Annotated in this window: 13 protein-coding genes; 1 reads left to right on the forward strand and 12 read right to left on the reverse strand. The window is 64.0% G+C overall.

Features of this window, described 5'->3' with window-relative positions:
• Positions 1-101: 101 nt before the first annotated feature.
• From CLAM6_RS08140 to CLAM6_RS08150, 3 genes are all read right to left on the reverse strand, one after another.
• Positions 102-1430 (reverse strand): TRAP transporter large permease, encoded by a 1329-nt coding sequence (locus CLAM6_RS08140; RefSeq protein WP_153635702.1) that lies wholly within the window; start codon positions 1428-1430, stop codon positions 102-104.
• The gene (locus tag CLAM6_RS08145) at positions 1427-1957 is read right to left on the reverse strand and encodes a TRAP transporter small permease subunit (protein ID WP_054556072.1); all 531 of its coding nucleotides are present in this window, start codon (positions 1955-1957) and stop codon (positions 1427-1429) included. Before CLAM6_RS08145 ends, CLAM6_RS08140 begins: the two co-directional genes overlap by 4 nt.
• Before the next feature lie 216 nt (positions 1958-2173).
• Positions 2174-3265 (reverse strand): TRAP transporter substrate-binding protein, encoded by a 1092-nt coding sequence (locus CLAM6_RS08150; RefSeq protein WP_043332696.1) that lies wholly within the window; start codon positions 3263-3265, stop codon positions 2174-2176.
• Positions 3266-4066: 801 nt separating this feature from the next.
• Between CLAM6_RS08150 and CLAM6_RS08155 the strand changes: the two genes are divergently transcribed.
• Positions 4067-4885 (forward strand): hypothetical protein, encoded by an 819-nt coding sequence (locus CLAM6_RS08155; protein ID WP_153635703.1) that lies wholly within the window; start codon positions 4067-4069, stop codon positions 4883-4885.
• Between the two features lie 168 nt (positions 4886-5053).
• On the opposite strand, the gene CLAM6_RS08160 is transcribed toward CLAM6_RS08155, so the two are convergent.
• From CLAM6_RS08160 to CLAM6_RS08200, 9 genes are all read right to left on the reverse strand, one after another.
• The gene (locus CLAM6_RS08160) at positions 5054-5506 is read right to left on the reverse strand and encodes an Lrp/AsnC family transcriptional regulator (RefSeq protein ID WP_043332694.1); all 453 of its coding nucleotides are present in this window, start codon (positions 5504-5506) and stop codon (positions 5054-5056) included.
• A gap of 177 nt (positions 5507-5683) precedes the next feature.
• A complete protein-coding gene (gene ushA / locus CLAM6_RS08165) occupies positions 5684-7399 on the reverse strand; it encodes a bifunctional UDP-sugar hydrolase/5'-nucleotidase UshA (RefSeq protein ID WP_153635704.1) in 1716 nt (571 codons plus the stop codon).
• Between the two features lie 299 nt (positions 7400-7698).
• Positions 7699-9129 carry a uracil-xanthine permease family protein gene (locus CLAM6_RS08170; RefSeq protein ID WP_063124266.1) on the reverse strand — a complete coding sequence of 477 codons (1431 nt, stop codon included), beginning with the start codon at positions 9127-9129 and terminating at the stop codon, positions 7699-7701.
• A gap of 275 nt (positions 9130-9404) precedes the next feature.
• Positions 9405-9713 carry a putative quinol monooxygenase gene (locus CLAM6_RS08175; RefSeq protein ID WP_052384416.1) on the reverse strand — a complete coding sequence of 103 codons (309 nt, stop codon included), beginning with the start codon at positions 9711-9713 and terminating at the stop codon, positions 9405-9407.
• Positions 9714-10007: 294 nt separating this feature from the next.
• Positions 10008-10667 carry an oxygen-insensitive NAD(P)H nitroreductase gene (nfsB, locus tag CLAM6_RS08180; protein WP_153635705.1) on the reverse strand — a complete coding sequence of 220 codons (660 nt, stop codon included), beginning with the start codon at positions 10665-10667 and terminating at the stop codon, positions 10008-10010.
• A 211-nt stretch (positions 10668-10878) separates the two neighbouring features.
• Entirely contained in the window at positions 10879-12489 is a 1611-nt protein-coding gene (gene guaD, locus CLAM6_RS08185; RefSeq protein ID WP_242007786.1) for a guanine deaminase, read from the reverse strand.
• On the reverse strand, positions 12486-13499 hold the full coding sequence (gene xdhC / locus CLAM6_RS08190) for a xanthine dehydrogenase accessory protein XdhC (RefSeq protein ID WP_153635706.1): 1014 nt from the start codon (positions 13497-13499) through the stop codon (positions 12486-12488). The genes guaD and xdhC overlap by 4 nt, the downstream gene beginning before the upstream one ends.
• A 20-nt stretch (positions 13500-13519) precedes the next feature.
• Complete coding sequence (xdhB, locus tag CLAM6_RS08195; RefSeq protein ID WP_153635707.1) at positions 13520-15934, reverse strand: xanthine dehydrogenase molybdopterin binding subunit; 2415 nt, start codon at positions 15932-15934, stop codon at positions 13520-13522.
• Entirely contained in the window at positions 15912-17441 is a 1530-nt protein-coding gene (locus CLAM6_RS08200) for a xanthine dehydrogenase small subunit (protein WP_153635708.1), read from the reverse strand. Before CLAM6_RS08200 ends, xdhB begins: the two co-directional genes overlap by 23 nt.
• Positions 17442-17613 lie beyond the last annotated feature (172 nt).

The raw sequence follows: 17613 nt of genomic DNA on the forward strand, positions 1-17613 counted from the left end.
GGCCACAAGACATTACGCGTTGCTGAATTACCTTTCCAATGGCCTTTGCGCTGAATCACCCGTCAAGCGTCCCGAACCGCGCCGGTACATGGCTGGCCGGCTTACCAACCGATCGCTTCCGGCAGCCAGGTAGCGAGACCCGGGAAGCAGAACAGCAGCACGACTGCCGCAGCCTGCAGGCCCACGAAGGGCAGCACACCGAGATACAGATGGCGGGTGGTGACTTCGGGGGGAGCGACGCCCTTGAGGAAGAACAACGCCCAGCCAAAGGGCGGCGTCAGGAAGGACATCTGCAGATTCATCGCCACCAGCACGCCCAGCCACACCATGTCGGTGCCATAGCCGATGAAGACCGGCAGGAACATCGGCAGCGCGATATAGCTGATCTCGATCCACTCGAGGAAAAAGCCGAGCACGAACAGTATCACCATCAGGAAGATCAGTGCGCCCAGCTCGCCGCCCGGCAGCAGGTTGAACAGGTCATGCACCATGTTCTCGCCGCCAAGGCCGCGGAAGGCCAGCGAGAAGGGCTGCGCGCATAGCAGGATGAAATAGACCATGGCGGTGATGGTCAGGGTCGAATGCAGACAGGCCTTGAGCATGGTGAAGTTGAGACGCCGCGCCAGCTGCGCGATCAGCATGCTGCCCAACGCCCCCATCGAGGCCGCTTCGGTGGGAGCGGCCACGCCACCCAGGATCGAGCCGAGCACCGCGAACACCAGCATCAGCGGCGGGATCACGCTACGGGCCAGATCACGCAGCAATTCCTTCATGCCACCGGCGGCGGCGCGCTCCTCTTCCGGGATGGCCGGGACGAGGTCCGGCTTCCACCAGCCCAGCACCAGTAGATAGACGATATAGATGACGGCGATGGCCAGCCCCGGTACGAAGGCGGCGGCAAACAGGGTGCCGACGGATTCGCCGAGAATTTCCGAGAGCAGGATCAGTACCAGACTCGGCGGAATGATCTGCCCCAGGGTGCCGGAGGCACAGATGGTGGCCGAGGCCACGCCCGGGTGATAGCCGCGCCGCAACAGGGTCGGCAGCGTCAGCATGCCGACGGTGACCACCGTCGCGCCGACGATGCCTGTGGAGGCACCCATCAGCACGCCGACCAGAATGATCGCGATGCCCATGCCGCCATTCACGCCGCCCATGGCGCGCCCGATGGTCTCGAGCATGTCCTCGGCGACCCGCGATTTCTCGAGCATGACCCCCATGAAGACGAACAAGGGGATCGCCAGCAGGGTGTAGTTGGTGACCACGCCATACAGACGGGCCGGCATCAGACTGAACAGCAACGGGCCAAAGCCCGCCAGCCCCGCCACGAAACCGGCCACGGCCAGGGAAATCGCGACCGGAATGCCGATCAGCATCAGGACCAGAAAACCGCCGATCATGGCCAGCGCGATCCACTCGTTCGGGCTCATGGCGTCACCTCGCGTTCCAGGTCACCGTCGACGGGCTTGCCGGACAGTACCAGCAGCGCGCGCAGGCAATCTGCCACGCCTTGCAGCGCAAGCGCGGCGAACCCGAGGGGAATGAAGGCCTTGAGCAGATAGCGATAGGGCAGGCCGCCGGGGTCGGGCGAGCCTTCCATCAGCTGCCAGGACTGCTCGGTGTAGCTCAGGCCCAGCCAGGCGATGGCGGCGCCGATGGCGATGGTCATCAGCGCACCGATCAGGTCCACCAGCGCGCGGCCCTTGAGGGAGAAACGGTCGTAGAAGACATCGACGCGAACGTCGGCGCGATGCTTGAGGGCGTAGGAGATGCCCAGCAGCGCGATGGGAGAAATCAGGTGCCACTCGAATTCCTGGAGTGGCACGGGGCTGATGCTGAAGAAGTAACGCAGCAGCACGTTGCTGGCGACCAGCAACACGAGCGCCAACAGCGAGTAACGGGCGATGACGCCCAGTCGCTCGATGATGCCCTCGAGAAAATGGATGACGTACAGCATGGCATGGCCTCATGAACGCCACGACGGGACAGGTCGTGGCGTTGGACAGGGAAGCAGGAAGACGGAAAAAGGCGTTTGCGCTCGGGGCTTGTATCTTGAGTTCGCCCCCGCAGCGCAGCGAAGGGCGAGTTCATCGGGCGACGGGTCTGAACGCGAGACATGAGTCGACAGATGCGAGCCGCGAGCCGCGAGCCGCGAGACTCAGGACGACAGGCGTCAGAGCGCCAGGAAGGTCTTCTCGCTGACGGCGGCCCATTCCTTGTGCTGGTCGCGGAAGGCCATGAAGGACTCGTGGACGCGCGCGGTGTCCGGATCGGCCGCCGCCATGTCGGTCAGCGTCTTCTCGGTGACTTCCTTCAGGCGCGCTACCACCGCGTCCGGCAGCGGCTGGGCGGTGACGCCTTCGTTGTCGACCAGATCATTGAGCGCCTCGGCATTCACCGATTCGCACCAGGCCTGGCTCTCGACGTTGCACGCCTGGGCGGCGGCCTTGACGATGGCCTGCAGGTCCTCGGGCAGGCCCTCCCAGGCTGCCTTGTTGATCATCAGCTCGGTGACGTTGGTCGGCTCATGCCAGCCGGTGGTGTAGTAATACTTGGCGGCCTTCTGCAGCCCCAGGCGGCGATCCTGATAGGGGCCGACGAACTCGGCGGCATCGATGACGCCACGTTCCAGCGCCGGGAAGATCTCTCCGCCGGGCAATAGACGCACGGCCACGCCCAGTTCGGCGTAGACCTTGCCGGCCAGCCCGGGGATGCGCATCTTCAGACCCTTCAAGTCCTCGACCGTATTGATCGGCTTGCGGAACCAGCCGGTCATCTGCACGCCGGTGTTGCCCATCGGGAAGGCGATCAGCCCCTTGGGGGCGTAGAGCTCATGCCACAGCTCCAGGCCGCCACCGTGATACAGCCAGGCGTTCATGCCCTGGGTATTCATGCCGAAGGGCACGGTAGTGAAGTACTGGGCGGCGGGAATCTTGCCGGCCCAGAAGTAGGCATTGCCGGCGTTCATCTCCACCACGCCACTGGCGACGGCATTGAAGCCCTCCAGGGCCGGAATCAGTTCACCGGCCGCGAAGTGCTGGATCTTCATGCGCCCGCCCGACATGGCCTCCACCTTGCGGCAGAAGTCGGTCGGACTGCCCGGACCCTCGACATAGAAGGGCGAGCCCGGACCATAGGCATTGGTCATCTTCCATTGATAGGTCTTGTTGGATTCCGCGCGCACGATGGCGGGCGCACCCATCACGAGTCCAGCGGTTGAGGTTGCCAGTGCGGCACCCAGGAACTTGCGACGATCGAATGTCATGGGAGGATCTCCTGCGGACGGATGACCAGTAATGCCCTTGCGACAGACTGCTTTGAATGCTCTGTGTGAAAGAGTCTTCTGTCTCAAGGGGTGCCTGTACGGCATGCCGACATCGAGGCCGGCGATCTTGTTGTGTAGGTGTTTCTGCATGTTCTTGAGTAGCGTTGCCTGTCATTTGTCAGCCAGAAGGCTGCCATTTGTCAGTGGGCTACGTGGAAGACATTGCAAGGCGTGTGCCATTTGGCGCGCAGGGAGATTTATTCTTTATTTTCAATCGATTGCATGGAAATTCTGGGCGTTGTGTTTCGCTGATAGAGCGTGAGCGCGCCCCTGGCGTTGCCCAAGTGAGGCCGTGGCAGCGCTGATTGGCAAAGTTCAGGGCCTGACAAATGTCAGAAGATGACGCCTGGCGCGGCATTTGTTCACCGATAGCGACGGGGAGGGTGACATCTGGCTCACGAATGTGGGGTAGGGATGATCAATTGTCATGCTCGCGACCTGATGGTGCGTGCGATCGATCATGGTGCACCTGGATAGGGGCGCTCAGAATCGGTCAATCAGAGCAGGTCAATAAGACTCGGTACGCCCACATCGAGTCTTCATGCGAGGCGCCATAGACGACAGTCTGAGTGGCTGGTGGCATCATGCGGCTTTGTCCTGATGGAGCGTTAGATGTCACCTCATGAGCCTGAAGAGCCCGCCACCCGCTCGGAGTCTTCGCCTGCCGCCGCATCCACCTGCGTGACGAAGACTGCCGGGCCTCGCCTGCCCGCCACGCCCGGGGCACCAGGAGGGGCTCAGGTGCCGCGCATCCTGCTGGTCGCCATCCTGGTGGTGATGGCGGTGCTTGCCTGGTGGGAGATGCCGCAGCAGTGGGCGCTGGATTTCCTCGACGCCACTCTGGGTCAGGCGTTCAGTGCCTTCGCCATCGCCAAGGGCCTGAACGCGACCATCTCGGTACTGCAGTCCTCGACCATCGATCTGCAGGTCTTTCAGGTCTCGCCCGGGGAAGCGCTGGACCCCGCCAATGACATGATCGAGCGCTTTTCGTGGGTGATGTTCGCGGCGACCGGCTCGCTGGCGCTACAGAAGCTGCTGCTGGGCATCTCCGGCTCGCTGATCATCAAGGCCTTCGCCAGCGGTGCCTGCCTGCTGGCGGCTCTCGGGCTACTTACCGGCAGTCGCCAATCGGTCGATGGGATGCATCCCCGCCAGCGCTGGTGGCAGGTGGCTATCCTGCGCGTGGCCCTGTGGGGCATCGCACTGCGCTTCGCGGTGCTGAGTGTCGCGCTGGCCAGCGGCGCCGCGGGTCAGGCCTTTCTCGATGACAGTCGCGATACCCAGATGGCGCAGTTGAGCGTGACGCAGCAGCAGCTGGCGGAAGTCGCCGACAAGCAGGTAGGTGGCGCGCACGAGGAGCGCAGCTGGTGGCAGCAGTTCAAGGGCAGCATGGAAGGCTGGGTCGGCGGGCCGATCACCAGTGTCACCCAGGGCTTTGATGCGATGACCGACAAGGTGATCGACCTGACCATGCTGTTCATCACCCAGACGGTACTGTTCCCGCTGGGCTTTCTGTGGGTCGCGCTACGGCTGCTGCGCGGGCTGGCAAGGTTGCAGTGATGCTTGCAGTGACGCTTGCAGTGATATGTGAGGTGACGAGTGAAATGACAGCCCCGGCGCCGTCCGGTGCTGCGGCGTCAGAGGCAGAGACAGAGGCAGAGACAGAGGCAGAGACAGAGGCAGAGACAAAGACAAAGACAAAGACAAAGACAAAGAGAGGCAGAGATGTCATAGCCGCGCGCCACCACGCCGATGCTTCACGCGCGTCATCAGCGACTTGCAGTCGACGGAGAGAATCTCGTCGCGATTGAAGATATGCGCGCGCACGAAGGCATCGAAGGCCTCGTAGCTGTCGGTGAGGGTGTGGATGTGCAGGCTTTTCAGGTCGCTCATGATATAGAGGCTGACCACCTCGACGCAGGCGGAAAGCTCCTCGGCGATGCGTTCGATGGCGCTGGGAGCGACGGTCAGGTCCACGAAGGTGGAGATGCCCTTGCCGAGCTTGTCGGGGTTGATGACGGCGGTGAACTGTTCGATCACGCCGCTCTCGACCAGCGCCTGGACGCGGCTGCGCGCATGGGCACGCGAAATGCCGAGCTTGCGGGCGATATCGGCGTAGGACATGCGACCGTCCTTGATCAGCAGGTTGAGCAGCTCACTGTCGGTGCGGTTGAGGTTCATGGGCCAGGGTCTCGACGGTCTTTGTTGTAGTGGTGCGCATGTCGTATCAAACCTGTGCGATCCGCACTTGTATAGTCCGACTGCAGCCCTGGCGAGGATATTCCGGCTCTGGAAATGACAACGGGACGCCAAGGCGTCCCGTTGTCATGTGCATGTTTAGAGCAGAAGCCTCAAGCGTCACTGATAGACGATCTCGCCCTGGGGCGCGTATGCCGTGACGTCGATCGGGCTCTGCTCGGCAAGATAGGCCTTGAGCACATCGGCATCGACGAAGCCGGTATCCAGGTAACCCGGCAGGTCAGTGACCTTCGGATAGCCATCCCCGCCGGCGGCATTGAAGCTCGGGACGGTGAAGCGATACTGGGCGTCCATGGCCAATGGCTGGCCCTGAATTATCACGTCGGAGACGCTGCCTTCTGCGCGATTGACGCGCAGGCTGACGCCGGCGAACTGGGCATAGGCGCCGGAGTCCACCGGTTGGGTGGCCACCGCCTCGAGATACTCGAGCACCTCGCTACCTGACATGGTCACGACCCCCACGGTGTTGCCGAAGGGCAGCACGGTCAGCACATCCTTGTAGGTGATCTCGCCCGCGGGCAGCGAGGCGCGTACGCCACCTGAGTTCATCACGCCGAAGTCGGCCTTGCCGGCCTGCATGGCGGCGGTGGCGATCAGACGTCCCAGGTTGGTCTGGGCAAAGCGCACCACGTCGCGATCGCCTTCCAGCTTGCCGTTGCTCTGCGCGACCGTGACGTTGAGCTGCGCCTGACCCTTTTCCTGATAGGGGCGCAGGAATTCGCGCAGCTCGCTGTCTTCGGCAATTTCCTCCGCGACCAGCACCTTCCTGCGCTCGCCATTCTCCTCGACGGTCTTCTTGAGATTCACCGGAATCAGCTGATAGTTGACCATGGTCAGCTCGCCATTGCGGAACTCGTAATCGGCGCGTCCCACGTACTTGCCCCATTCATGCGCCTGCACGATGTAGGTGCCGTTCTGGCGGTCCGGCTGGCAATCATCGCCGGGTGCAAAGTCCGCCATCCGGTTGGCACCCTCCATGCAGACCGGCTCCTGGGAGTGGCCACCGACGATCATGTCCAGTTCGCCGTAGGGCAGATAGCGCGCCAGCGAGACATCGCCCGGCGCATTGATGCCATGCTCGGCATTCTGATAGTGGCCCATGTGGGTGACGGCGAAGATCAGGTCCGGCTGCTCATGCTCGTTGAGCTCCTCGATGGCCTTGCGCGCCTCTTCCTTGGGGTCACGGAAGTCGAGATCGCTGAAGTATTCGGGGTTGCCGATACGCACGGTGTCTTCGGTGGTCAGGCCGATCACCGCGATCTGGATGCCATGCTCATCGAAGATCTTCCAGGGCGCGAACAGGCGCTCGCCGCTGGTCTTGTCGTAGATATTGGCGGCCAGCATCGGGAAGTCGGCCCAGTCGCGCTGCTTTAGCAGCACCGCCAGCGGGTTGTCGAATTCATGGTTGCCCACCGCCATGGCGTCGTAGCCGATGCGGTTCATGCCCTTGAAGTCGGGTTCGGCCTGCTGGAGATCGGATTCCGGCACGCCGGTATTGATGTCGCCACCCGACATCAGCAGCACGCTGCCACCTGCGGATTCCACCTCGGCGCGGATGCGGTCGACCAGCGTCTTGCGCGCCGACATGCCGTATTCGCCATCACTGCTCTGCCAGAAGCGGCCGTGGTGGTCGTTGGTGTGCAGCACCGTCAGGTGATAGGTGGTGTCGGCCTGCCATTCATGGCCCGCCTGGCTGGCACAGGCACTCAGCGTACTGAGCAGTGCAGCCCCCAGCAGGGCCTTCAGCGCCATGCGCGAGCGGGTAGGCGCGCACAAGCCCGGCGCATTTGATGAGATGAGTCGAGTATTCAGCATGAGCGATACGTTCCTTGTGTCTGGCTCCGGTGCGCAATGGCGCGTTCAAATCTGTGAGTGCTGATTGTCAGGGTGCTGATTGCAAGAGTGTTGATGGTAAAACTGCTTGAAGGGTGGGGACGGCATGAACAACCCCATGCAGTCTGCCTCATTGCTGTGGAGATTGGACGACCGACGCCCGAAGTGCGAGGCTGGCGCCGCTTGTGAGCGTCATCGACTGGCATGAAGAGGGAGACCGACATGAAAAAACCGGCCAATGATGCGCCGGTCTTTTCATGTCTCATCGCTGCGCCTGCGGGTCAGGCGTGTTCCTGGTCCGCGCTGATGCTGTCGGTGGACTCACGCTCACTCGCTTTTGGGTTGAACACCTCGGCGTCTTCCATCTTCGGCAGCAGCAGCTCGGCGATGATGGCGGTCAGGCCGCCCATGGTGATCGGCGAGCGCAGCGCATCGGCGAAGGCGCCCGGAATGGCGTTCAGCACATCCGGCACCATGCCGACGCCAAGCCCCAGCCCCAGGGCCAGCGCGATGATCATCATCTCGCGACGCCCGATGGGCTGCGCCATCAGGATGCGGATGCCGGACACCGCGATCAGCGCGAACATCAGCGTGGTGGTGGCACCGAGCACCGGGCGCGGCATCTGGGTCAGCAGGGTGGCGATGAAGGGCGACAGGCCCAGCAGCAGCAGGAAGCCGGCCACGTAGCGGCCCACATGGCGGCTGGCGATGCCGGTCAGCTGGATCACGCCGGTGTTCTGGCTGAAGGTGGTGTTGGGGAAGGTGCCGGCCAGCGCGCCGAGTGCGGAATTCAGGCCATCGCCCAGCACGCCGCCGCGCAGACGCTTCTGGTGTAGCTCATCATCCACGGCGAGACCCGAGGCGCGTGCGCTGCCGGTGAGGTCACCGACCGTCTCGATGGCGGTGATCATGAAGATGAAGGCCACCGGCAGGAAGGCGGCCAGCGAGAAATCGAAGCCTGTATTCAGGGTCGCCGGATGCGGCAGGGCCAGCAGGGCGGCATCGGCCAGCTGCGGTGCATCATAGAGGCCACCGATGGCGGCGATGATGCAGCCGACGGCCATGCCGATGAAGATGGAGGCGATTCTCAGCCACGGATGACGCGAGACCTGACAGGCCAGCACCGTGATCAGCACACAACCGGCCAGTGCCAGATTGGCGGGCGCACCGAAGTCCTCGGCGCCGAAGCCGCCGCCGATGTCCGTCATGCCCACCTGGATCAGGCTCAGGCCGATCAGCATCACCACCACGCCGGTGACCACGGGCGTGATGACCCGCTTGAGCCACGGCAGCACCGTGCCCAGCGCCATCTCGATCAGGCTGCCGGCCAGGCAGGTGCCGAACAGCACCGCCAGTACCTGTTCGTCACTGGCATTCTGCGAACGAGCGATCAATCCGGCGGTGATCAGCGCGGACACGAAGCTGAAACTGGTGCCCTGGATGCTCAACAGCCCTGAGCCGAACGGGCCGATGCGCTGGGACTGGATCCAGGTGGCGACCCCGGAGACCACCAGTGCCATCGACAGCAGGCTGGCGGTGTAGGCATCGAGGCCCAGCGCGCTGGTGATGATCAATGTCGGTGCAATGATACCGGCCAGACTGGCCAGCAGATGCTGGGCGCCGGCGAGGGCCGAGATGGGGACCGACGGGCAGCTTTCGAGGCCGAGCAGTGGTTCGTCGATCCCCTTGGAATCGGAAGAGGATTGGCTCATGTGACGCTCCTTGTTCTGCTCGCGGTGCAATGGCGGAAATGGTGTCGGGCACTGGATTGTTCAGCGCGGGCAGCCAATTATAAGCAAGATGTGAACCAAGTTCAGTGCTCGTATCGATTTTTCCATCACTTGTTGCGTGTCCCGCGGCCAGGCCAGGGGATGAGCAGGCCAGGCCCGTGTGCCACAAACGCAAGATCCCCGCCGGGCGTGATGCCCGGCGGGGATCTGTCTTTGCTCTCGCGGCGCCTTGTCTGAGCGAAAGTACGCCCAGCGGCTCAGGGCGTCAGCAGGCGCTGGATATTGAGGCTGATCTCACCTTCGCCGAAGGTGCTCAGGAAGCCCTGGAAGTGCTCGGTGGCCACGTGGGCTTCGATGGCGTCTTCATCCCACCATTCTTCCAGTACCACGAAGTCGCCTTCCGGTACTGGCTCACCTTCCGCGACGTTCTTGTCGATCGCGAAGAATTCGTACTGCAGGCAGCCCTTGTCGGACTGGCTCTTCTCGACCAGTTCGGCGAGAGCATCGCGTGCCTTGTCCTGCTGGTCGGCGGGGAAGGTCAGTGTCGCGATAAGCTTGATGGACATGGCATGAATCCTGTCGTGGGCGTAAGAAGTGGACGTAACGGATGGGCGAAATAAATCAGGCACGCAAGCCGGCCATCGCCGCCGGGAATGCACTGCGCTGGTCTGCCTCGAAAAGGTGGCATGTCCGCCATCGGGATGCAATGCGGCGGGCACGGGCAGCGACTTGCCCCCCCCGTGCCCGCCGTTGGCCCGCAAGGCGGACACGTCGATGTCTTGCGGACAGCTGCTGTGAACAGATCTTCAGAATCCGCTCTTGAGCGCCAGCTGCTGAGAGCCCGGCCTTGAGAGCGAGCCTTACAGGCGAGTGAAGATCTCGTCTGCCGGCAGACGGGACTTGGGCAGCTCGGCATTGAAATCGTCAGCGGCGCGGTAACCCAGGCTCACGGCGACCAGGGCGTTGAAGCCTTTCTCGCGCAGGCCGAATTCCGCATCCAGTGCCACCCGGTCGATGCCTTCCAGCGGCACCGCATCGATGTTCAGGCTGGAGGCGGCATACAGCAGGCTGCCGTAGTTGAGATAAACCTGCTTGTCCATCCAGTGCTGCAGGTCCTTGAGGTCATGACGGTGCAGGTCGATGAACAGACGACGCGCGCCGTCCATCATCGCGCTGAACTCGTCATCCTTCTTGAAGCGGCCATCAGACGCTTCGGTGTCCAGCAGGTGGTTCAGGTAGTCGTCGTCCAGGGTGGAGCGAGTGCAGAACAGCACGACGTGAGACGCATCGGTGATCTTCGGCGAGTTAAAGGCGTACTTGTCATCGGTACCGGCGCGCGCGAAGCGCTGCTTGGCATCGTCGGATTCCAGCACCAGGAAGTGCCACGGCTGGGAATTGACGCTGGAGGCGCTCAGGCGCATCACGTTTTCCAGTTCCTGCCAGTCGGCGGCGCTGATCTTGCGTGCCGGATCGAAGGCCTTGGTGGAATAACGACGTTGCATGATGGCGGTGGGAGTCATGATGATGGTCCTCGTAGTGGCAGGCCAGTCGCTGAGCGTCCATGACCTTGTGAGAAGCCTTGTGGAAAGACTTGTAGAAGAAGATGTCGCCATCATAGCGAGTGGATTCAGCGTTGAGTATCCGCGTTGCGCGCATCTTTAAGATGAAAAAATGGCACCAATCCCGAGAATTGGTGCCATATGTCAATTACTTGTCATCGCTGTGATGCTTTCATGGCATTAATGCTGCGGCAGGCTCTCTGGATGGCGTCTCAGAAGAAGCACTCAGCATCAGGCCGTGCAGCTTGCGGCACTGGCCCGCCACATGGACTTCGCGTATCACGCGGTCGTCGCCCAGCATCATCAATGCGAACAGCACCTCCTGCAGCGATACCTGGCTGGACTGACCCCAGCGCGTGCGCCGTGCCAGCAAGGGCGTGGCAGCGGGGTCGAGCACGATGACATCGGCTTCCATGCCCGGACGCAGGTTGCCGACCTTGTCTTGCAGACGCATGGCCCGCGCATTGCCCAGCGTCAGTTGATAGAAGCCCTGCCAGGGTGTCAGCGGTTGATTGGCGCGTGACTCAAGCCCCGCCACATCATGGGCGACAGCGCCGTGAAGCTGGCCGATCTGATAGGCGGCCTTGAGGCTCTCCAGCTGACACAGGCTGGAGCCACCGCCGACATCGGTGGCGATGCTGATGTTCATGCCCACGGCGCGGGCACTGGCGCGATCGAAGAGTCCGCTGCCGAGAAACAGGTTGGAGGTCGGGCAGAAGGCGATGCTGGCGCCCTGATCCGCGATGCGCTGACGCATGCCATCGTCCAGGTGGATACCGTGGGCGAAGGTGGTGCGCTCATGGCTCAGGCCGACATCCTCATAGACCGCCAGATAATCCCGAGCGTCGGGGAACAGCTCGGCGACCCACTTCACCTCATCGAGATTCTCGGCCAGGTGGGTCTGCAGGTGCAGGTCCGGCTGGCTCTTGAGCAGTTGGCCGGCAGCCTTCAGCTGCTCGGGCGTGGAGGTCGGCGCGAAGCGCGGCGTCAGCACATAGCCGAGGCGGTCACGCCCGTGCCAGTCGGCGATCAGGCGCTCATCGTCCTTGAGCGCGGTGACCCCGGAGTCCAGCAGAGCGGGCGGGGCATTGCGGTCCATCATCACGCGCCCGGCGTGTACGCGCATGTCGCGCGCCCGGGCAGCCCGGAACAGGGCATCGGCACTGGTGGCATGTGAGGTGGCGAACACCTGGGCGCTGGTCGAGCCATGACACAGCAGCGCATCGAGGAAGGCATCGGCGACCTCGGCGGCATGTGCGGGGTCGGCGAAACGCTGCTCGGCGGGGAAGGTGTAGGTATTCAGCCAGTCGATCAGGCAGTGGCCGTAGCTTGCGATGATATCCAGCTGCGGGAAGTGCACATGGGTATCGATGAAGCCCGGCATCATCAGGCCTTCGACGTTACGCGGCGGAGACAGGCGCATCAGCTCGCCCACGGCCTCATGTCGGACAAGCGAGCGATGATCCCCCACGGCGACCACATGGCCTGCATGCATCACCAGCAGCGCATCGGTGTAGTGTTCGACGGCGCGTGCCAGGGTCGCCGCCATGTCAGAGGCTCGGCTGTTGCTGTTTCCTTGATTGCTATCTTGCTTATCGTTGCCATCGCTCGAGACCGCCTCACTCAGCATGGCGTCTGCAGGGTCGGCGACGAAATGCAGCAGCGCTCCGCGCAGTAGGCTGACGCAGGAAGCGTCCTTGGCGGCCGCGCGCAGGGCTGCCGTCAGGCGCTGCTCATCCAGGTGGCAGGCCGCAGTGTGCGACGTGTCTTGGTCAGTCATCATTCGGCCTTCTGTGTCGTTTCTGTCTGGTGCATCGCGTCAGGAGCAAAATGGGCGCGCAGCTGGCGGGCACCCTGACGCGTCAGCCCATGGCTGTCCAGTGACGTGCCCTGGGCTGACGTGCCTTGGAGAGACGCGCCATGTCCGGTGGCCTTGTCGGGCGAGTTCACGGCCGCTTCGTCACTGCGCCGCGCCTCGATCTGCAGCAGTTCCGCGACGACGCCAATCGCGATTTCCTCAGGGCGTTTGCCGGGAATGCCGGGCACGCCAATCGGACAGCGAACGCGGGCGATCTGATGCTCCTCGAGATCGCTGCGCAGGCGCTGGCGAAAGCGCGCCCACTTGCTGCTGGAACCGATCAGCCCCAGCGAGGCCAGGTCATCACGTGGTGCGAGCGCGGCGATCAGCGCCTGGTCCTCGACATGGTCATGGGTCAATACCAGCACATGGCTGCCCGCCATCACGGGCAGTGATTCACTGGCGGGCGCGGCTTTCGCGGTCGGCAGGTCAGTCAGGATATTGAACGCCTGACGTTCTACACGACCCTCGCAACCCGCGGGAGTCGTGGCGGCCGTGAGCTGCTCGGGGCGTGAGTCCCGCCAGTCGATCTGCCAGCCCAGCGGTGCCAGCAGCGTGACGATCGCCTGCCCGACATGGCCGGCGCCGAACAGGGCCAGCCGTGGCGCAAGTGCCGGGTACAGCTCGATCAGCACCTGCACATGGCCGCCACAGCATTGCTGGGCATGCTGGCCGAGCGCGATCTCCTCGAGCAGGCAGCCAGATTGTCCCCGGGCCAGCATCCCGCGAGCGCGCTCCACCACCAGCTGCTCCAGCCGACCGCCGCCGAGGCTGTCGTGCAGCGTATCGGGGGTGATCAGCATCTTGCTGCCGGCACCACGCGGGGCAGAGCCCGCCACCGTCACCACGGTGGCCAGTGCATGCGCCGTCAATGCTGCCTGGGCCTCGGCGAGCGCCTGATACCAGCGGCCGGTCGCGGCACTCTTTGCATTCATGACGGCACTCTTGTCGACATTCATGACGGCACCTGCGTTGGCTCTGCGCCAGCAGTGTCGTGCTGCTCCTGCCAGTCACGCTGTTCGCGCGCCGCCAGCATCACGCGCTCCGGCGTGGCCGGGGTATCCAGGCGCACCGCGCGGCGATAGTCGGTCAGCGAGGCCAGCGCATCGCGCAACGCCGCCCACACGCTGATGGCGAGCATGAAGGGCGGCTCGCCGACCGCCTTGGAGCGATAGATGCTGGCGGCCGAGTTGGGATGTCCCTCCAGCAGGCGCACCTTGAGCGCGCCAGCCGGCACGTCACTGATCGCCGGAATCTTGTAGGTCGCCGGGCCATCGGTGAGCAGCCGGCCATCCTCGTTCCACTTGAGCTCCTCCGTCGTCAGCCAGCCCATTCCCTGCACGAAGCCGCCCTCGATCTGGCCGATGTCGATGGCCGGATTGAGCGAATCACCGACATCGTGCAGGATCTCGGCGCTTTCCAGGCGGTATTCACCACTCAGCGTATCGACGACCACTTCGCACAGCGCCGCGCCGAAGGCGTAGTAGTAGAAGGGGTGACCGGTGCCGCTGGCGCGATCGTAATGGATATCCGGGGTGGCATAGAAGCCCTTATCGGACAGTGAGATGCGTTCCAGGTATGCCGCCTGGATCAGCTCGCCCCAGGTCATCAGTACACCGCTCGGGCCATGCAGCTCGCCATCCGTGAGGCTCAGGCTGACGCGTGGCTGGGCGAGATGCTCGGCGGCGAAGTCGAGCAGGCGCATCTTGAGGCGCAGGCAGGCATCACGCGTCGCCATGCCGTTGAGGTCCGCGCCGGAGCTTGCCGCCGTCGGCGAGGTGTTGGGCACTTTGTCGGTGCGGGTGGCGGTGATGCGTACCTTGTCCACGCTCAGCCCCAGTTCACGCGCCGCGACCTGGGTGATCTTGGTGTGCAGGCCCTGGCCCATCTCGGTGCCGCCGTGATTCACCTGCACGCTGCCATCGGTGTAGACATGCACCAGGGCGCCTGCCTGATTGAGGTGCTTGGCGGTGAAGGAGATGCCGAACTTGACCGGTGTCAGCGCCAGCCCCTTCCTGACCACCGGATTGGCGGCATTGAAGGCGCGTATCTCGGCGCGGCGCGCCCAGTAGCGGCCACTGTCCTCGAGCTGATCGATCAGGGTCGCCAACAGCGGGTGCTGATTGACGTGTTGGCCATAGTGCGTGGTCTCACGGCCCTCGCAGTAGAGATTGCGCTTGCGGATCTCCAGCGGGTCACGCCCCAGACGCCGGGCGATATCCTCCATCGCGGACTCGACCGCCAACATGCCCTGAGGGCCGCCAAAACCGCGGAAGGCGGTATTGGACGCCACATTGGTGCGTGCGCGAATGCCGCGCACGTGGGCATTGCCGAGGTAGTAGGCATTGTCGGCATGGAACATGGCGCGATCGACGATGGCATCCGAAAGATCCGGCGAGTGGCCGCAGTCGCCGGTCAGCTCGATGATGGCGGACTCGATGCGCCCGCTGTCATCGACACCGAATTCATAGCGGTGGTGGAAAGGGTGGCGCTTGCCGGTCAGGCGCATGTCATCTGCGCGTGCCAGCCGCAGGCGTGCCGCGCGGCCCGTGCGCCGAGCGATCATCGCGGCCAGACAGGCCACCGGTGCGGCCTGGGTTTCCTTGCCGCCGAAGCCGCCCCCCATGCGGCGGGTCTCCACCGTGATGGCGTGGAAGGGCACGCCGAGCACTTCGGCGATCAGCTTCTGGACTTCGCTGGGGTGCTGGGAGGAGCTGTGCACCAGCATCTCGTCATCTTCGCCGGGCAAGGCCAGTGCGGCTTGACTCTCCAGATAGAAGTGTTCCTGGCCGCCGCTTTCCAGCTCACCGCTCAATTGCCAGGCGGATTTGGCGAGTTTGTTGCTGATGCTGTCGAGATCGCCGGCGCGACCATTGGCAAGCCGTGCCTGGGTGTGGGTCGGGCGCACCAGATCACCGCGGTTGGCCGCCTCGCGCGGGTCGAGGCACACCGGCAGGGGCGTGGTGGCGACCTTGGCCAGTCGCGCCGCCTGACGTGCCGCGCGCTCGCTGTCGGCGGCGACCACGAACAGTGCCTGACCATGATGGCTGATGATGTCACTGACCAGCAGCGGGTCGCCGGGGAAGACCGGCCCCACATCGCTGTGACCGGGGATGTCGGCGGCGCTGAGCACGCAGACCACGCCGGGGGCACGGCGCACCGCTTCGAGATCCAGCGCATCCAGAGTGGCGTGCGCGACCTCGCTCATGCCGATGGCCAGATGCAGCGTGCCGGTGGGCAGTGGCAGGTCATCCACATAACGCGCCGAGCCGCTGACATGGCGCTGGGCGCTTTCATGCTGACGTGACTGGAGAACGGGGGCGGCCGGCGCGGCGCTGGCGTCGGACTCAAGACTGTGCAAGGTACGCATCGAGGCTCTCCAGTGGCGTGAGGGAAGTCGTGGTCTGACGCTCATTCAGGATGCGCTGGGCCACGCGGGGAATCAGATGGCTGGCGGCCAGCAGGCGATACTCGCGTGAGCCGCGCACGTCACTGAGCGGTGAGAAATCGGCCTGCACGGCCTGCTCGATCTGCTGGCGAGTCTGCGCCGTCAGCCTGGCGGGAGTGAGAGATTCCAGCGCTTGCAGCGTCAGCAGTGCTTCCAGGTGCGGGGCGCGGGCCGGAACCCCGGCCATGCCGCCGAAGGCCACGCGCCAGTGCTGGGCGCGCCCGCTGGCGTCACGCCGCCAGGCGAAGACGCCGAGCAGGGTGGAGATGTCATCGTCACGCCGCTTGGACAGCTTGTGTACCGCCAGCCGCTGGTTGGGCAGCGGGCGCGGCAGGAAGACCGAGTGGATGATCTCGTCCGGCATCAGCTGGGTACGCTTGTAGTCGAGGAAGTAGTCCTCGAGCTTCAGGATGCGCTCGTTGTCCTGGCTCATCAGCTGGATATAGGCGTCCAGCGTGATCAGCAGCGGCGGCATGTCACCGATGGGCGAGGCATTGCCGATATTGCCGCCCAGGGTGCCACGATGGCGGATCTGTTCACTGCCCAGTCGCGTGAGCAGCTCCGCGCCATCCGGGTAATGCTCCCGCAGCAGCGGCATCAGCTGGTGATAGCTGACCGCTGCCCCGATCCACCAGCCTGCCTGACCGGCGTGCTCGCCTTCCTCTATCTTGCCAAGCGCCGCGACCTGGGTGGTGTCGATCAAGGCCGGGAAGTCGCGCAGGCGCTGGGTGTGCTCCAGCATCAGGTCCGTGCCACCGGCGATCAGCGTGGCATCCGAGCGCTCGGCGCGCAGCGCCAGCAGGGCCTGCAAGGTGACCGGCCGATAGAAACGCCCGGTGTCTCGCTCGTCATCAGGGGCGGTGTCGTGCGCTTCCGCTGTGCTATCGCCAGCGTCCTGCAGGCAGGCTGGCCCGAATTCGCCTTGCAGCAGACGGTGAGCGGCCTCGCGGATCGGGCGATAACCGGTGCAGCGACACAGATTGCCGCCCAGTGCATGGTCGATCATGGTGTCGCGTTGCCGGGCATCGATCACTTCGCCCTGATCGATCTGGCGCTGATGACGGGCATGCAGCACCGCAAGGCTCATGGCGATGCCCGGGGTGCAGAAGCCACATTGGCTGGCGTGTGTGCTGACCAATGCCTGCTGCACCGCCGAGAGGGTTGGCGCCTGGCTGGCATCCGCCAGACCCTCGACGGTGATCAAGTCACAGCCGGCCAGCTGGTGGGCGGGCATCAGGCAGGCGTTGGCGGTGCTCACATTGTGGCCCGGCCCCTGCAAGGCAATGGTGCAGGCGCCGCAGTCGCCGGAGGCACAGCCTTCCTTGGTGCCGTCTTGCCCAAGTGAGGTGCGCAGCACTTCGAGTACGCTCGTTCCCGGTGCAGGTGTGGGCAGTCGGCACGCGCGCCCGTTCAAGGTGAAGTCGATCATGCGGGCATCCTGTCAGGTCGTATTGTCATTGTGGTGCCTTGTTGCGTACAGCGTACTTCCAACGCTCAAGTCCTCTGTTCTACGCTGCCGGCGGGCTGGGGCTGTCTTGCCAGCGGGCCTGTTCTATCCAGGCGACGAGCGTTGGTCTGCAGGCTGTTGTCTCTATCAATGT

The organism is Cobetia sp. AM6, assembly GCF_009617955.1.
GTDB lineage: Bacteria > Pseudomonadota > Gammaproteobacteria > Pseudomonadales > Halomonadaceae > Cobetia > Cobetia amphilecti.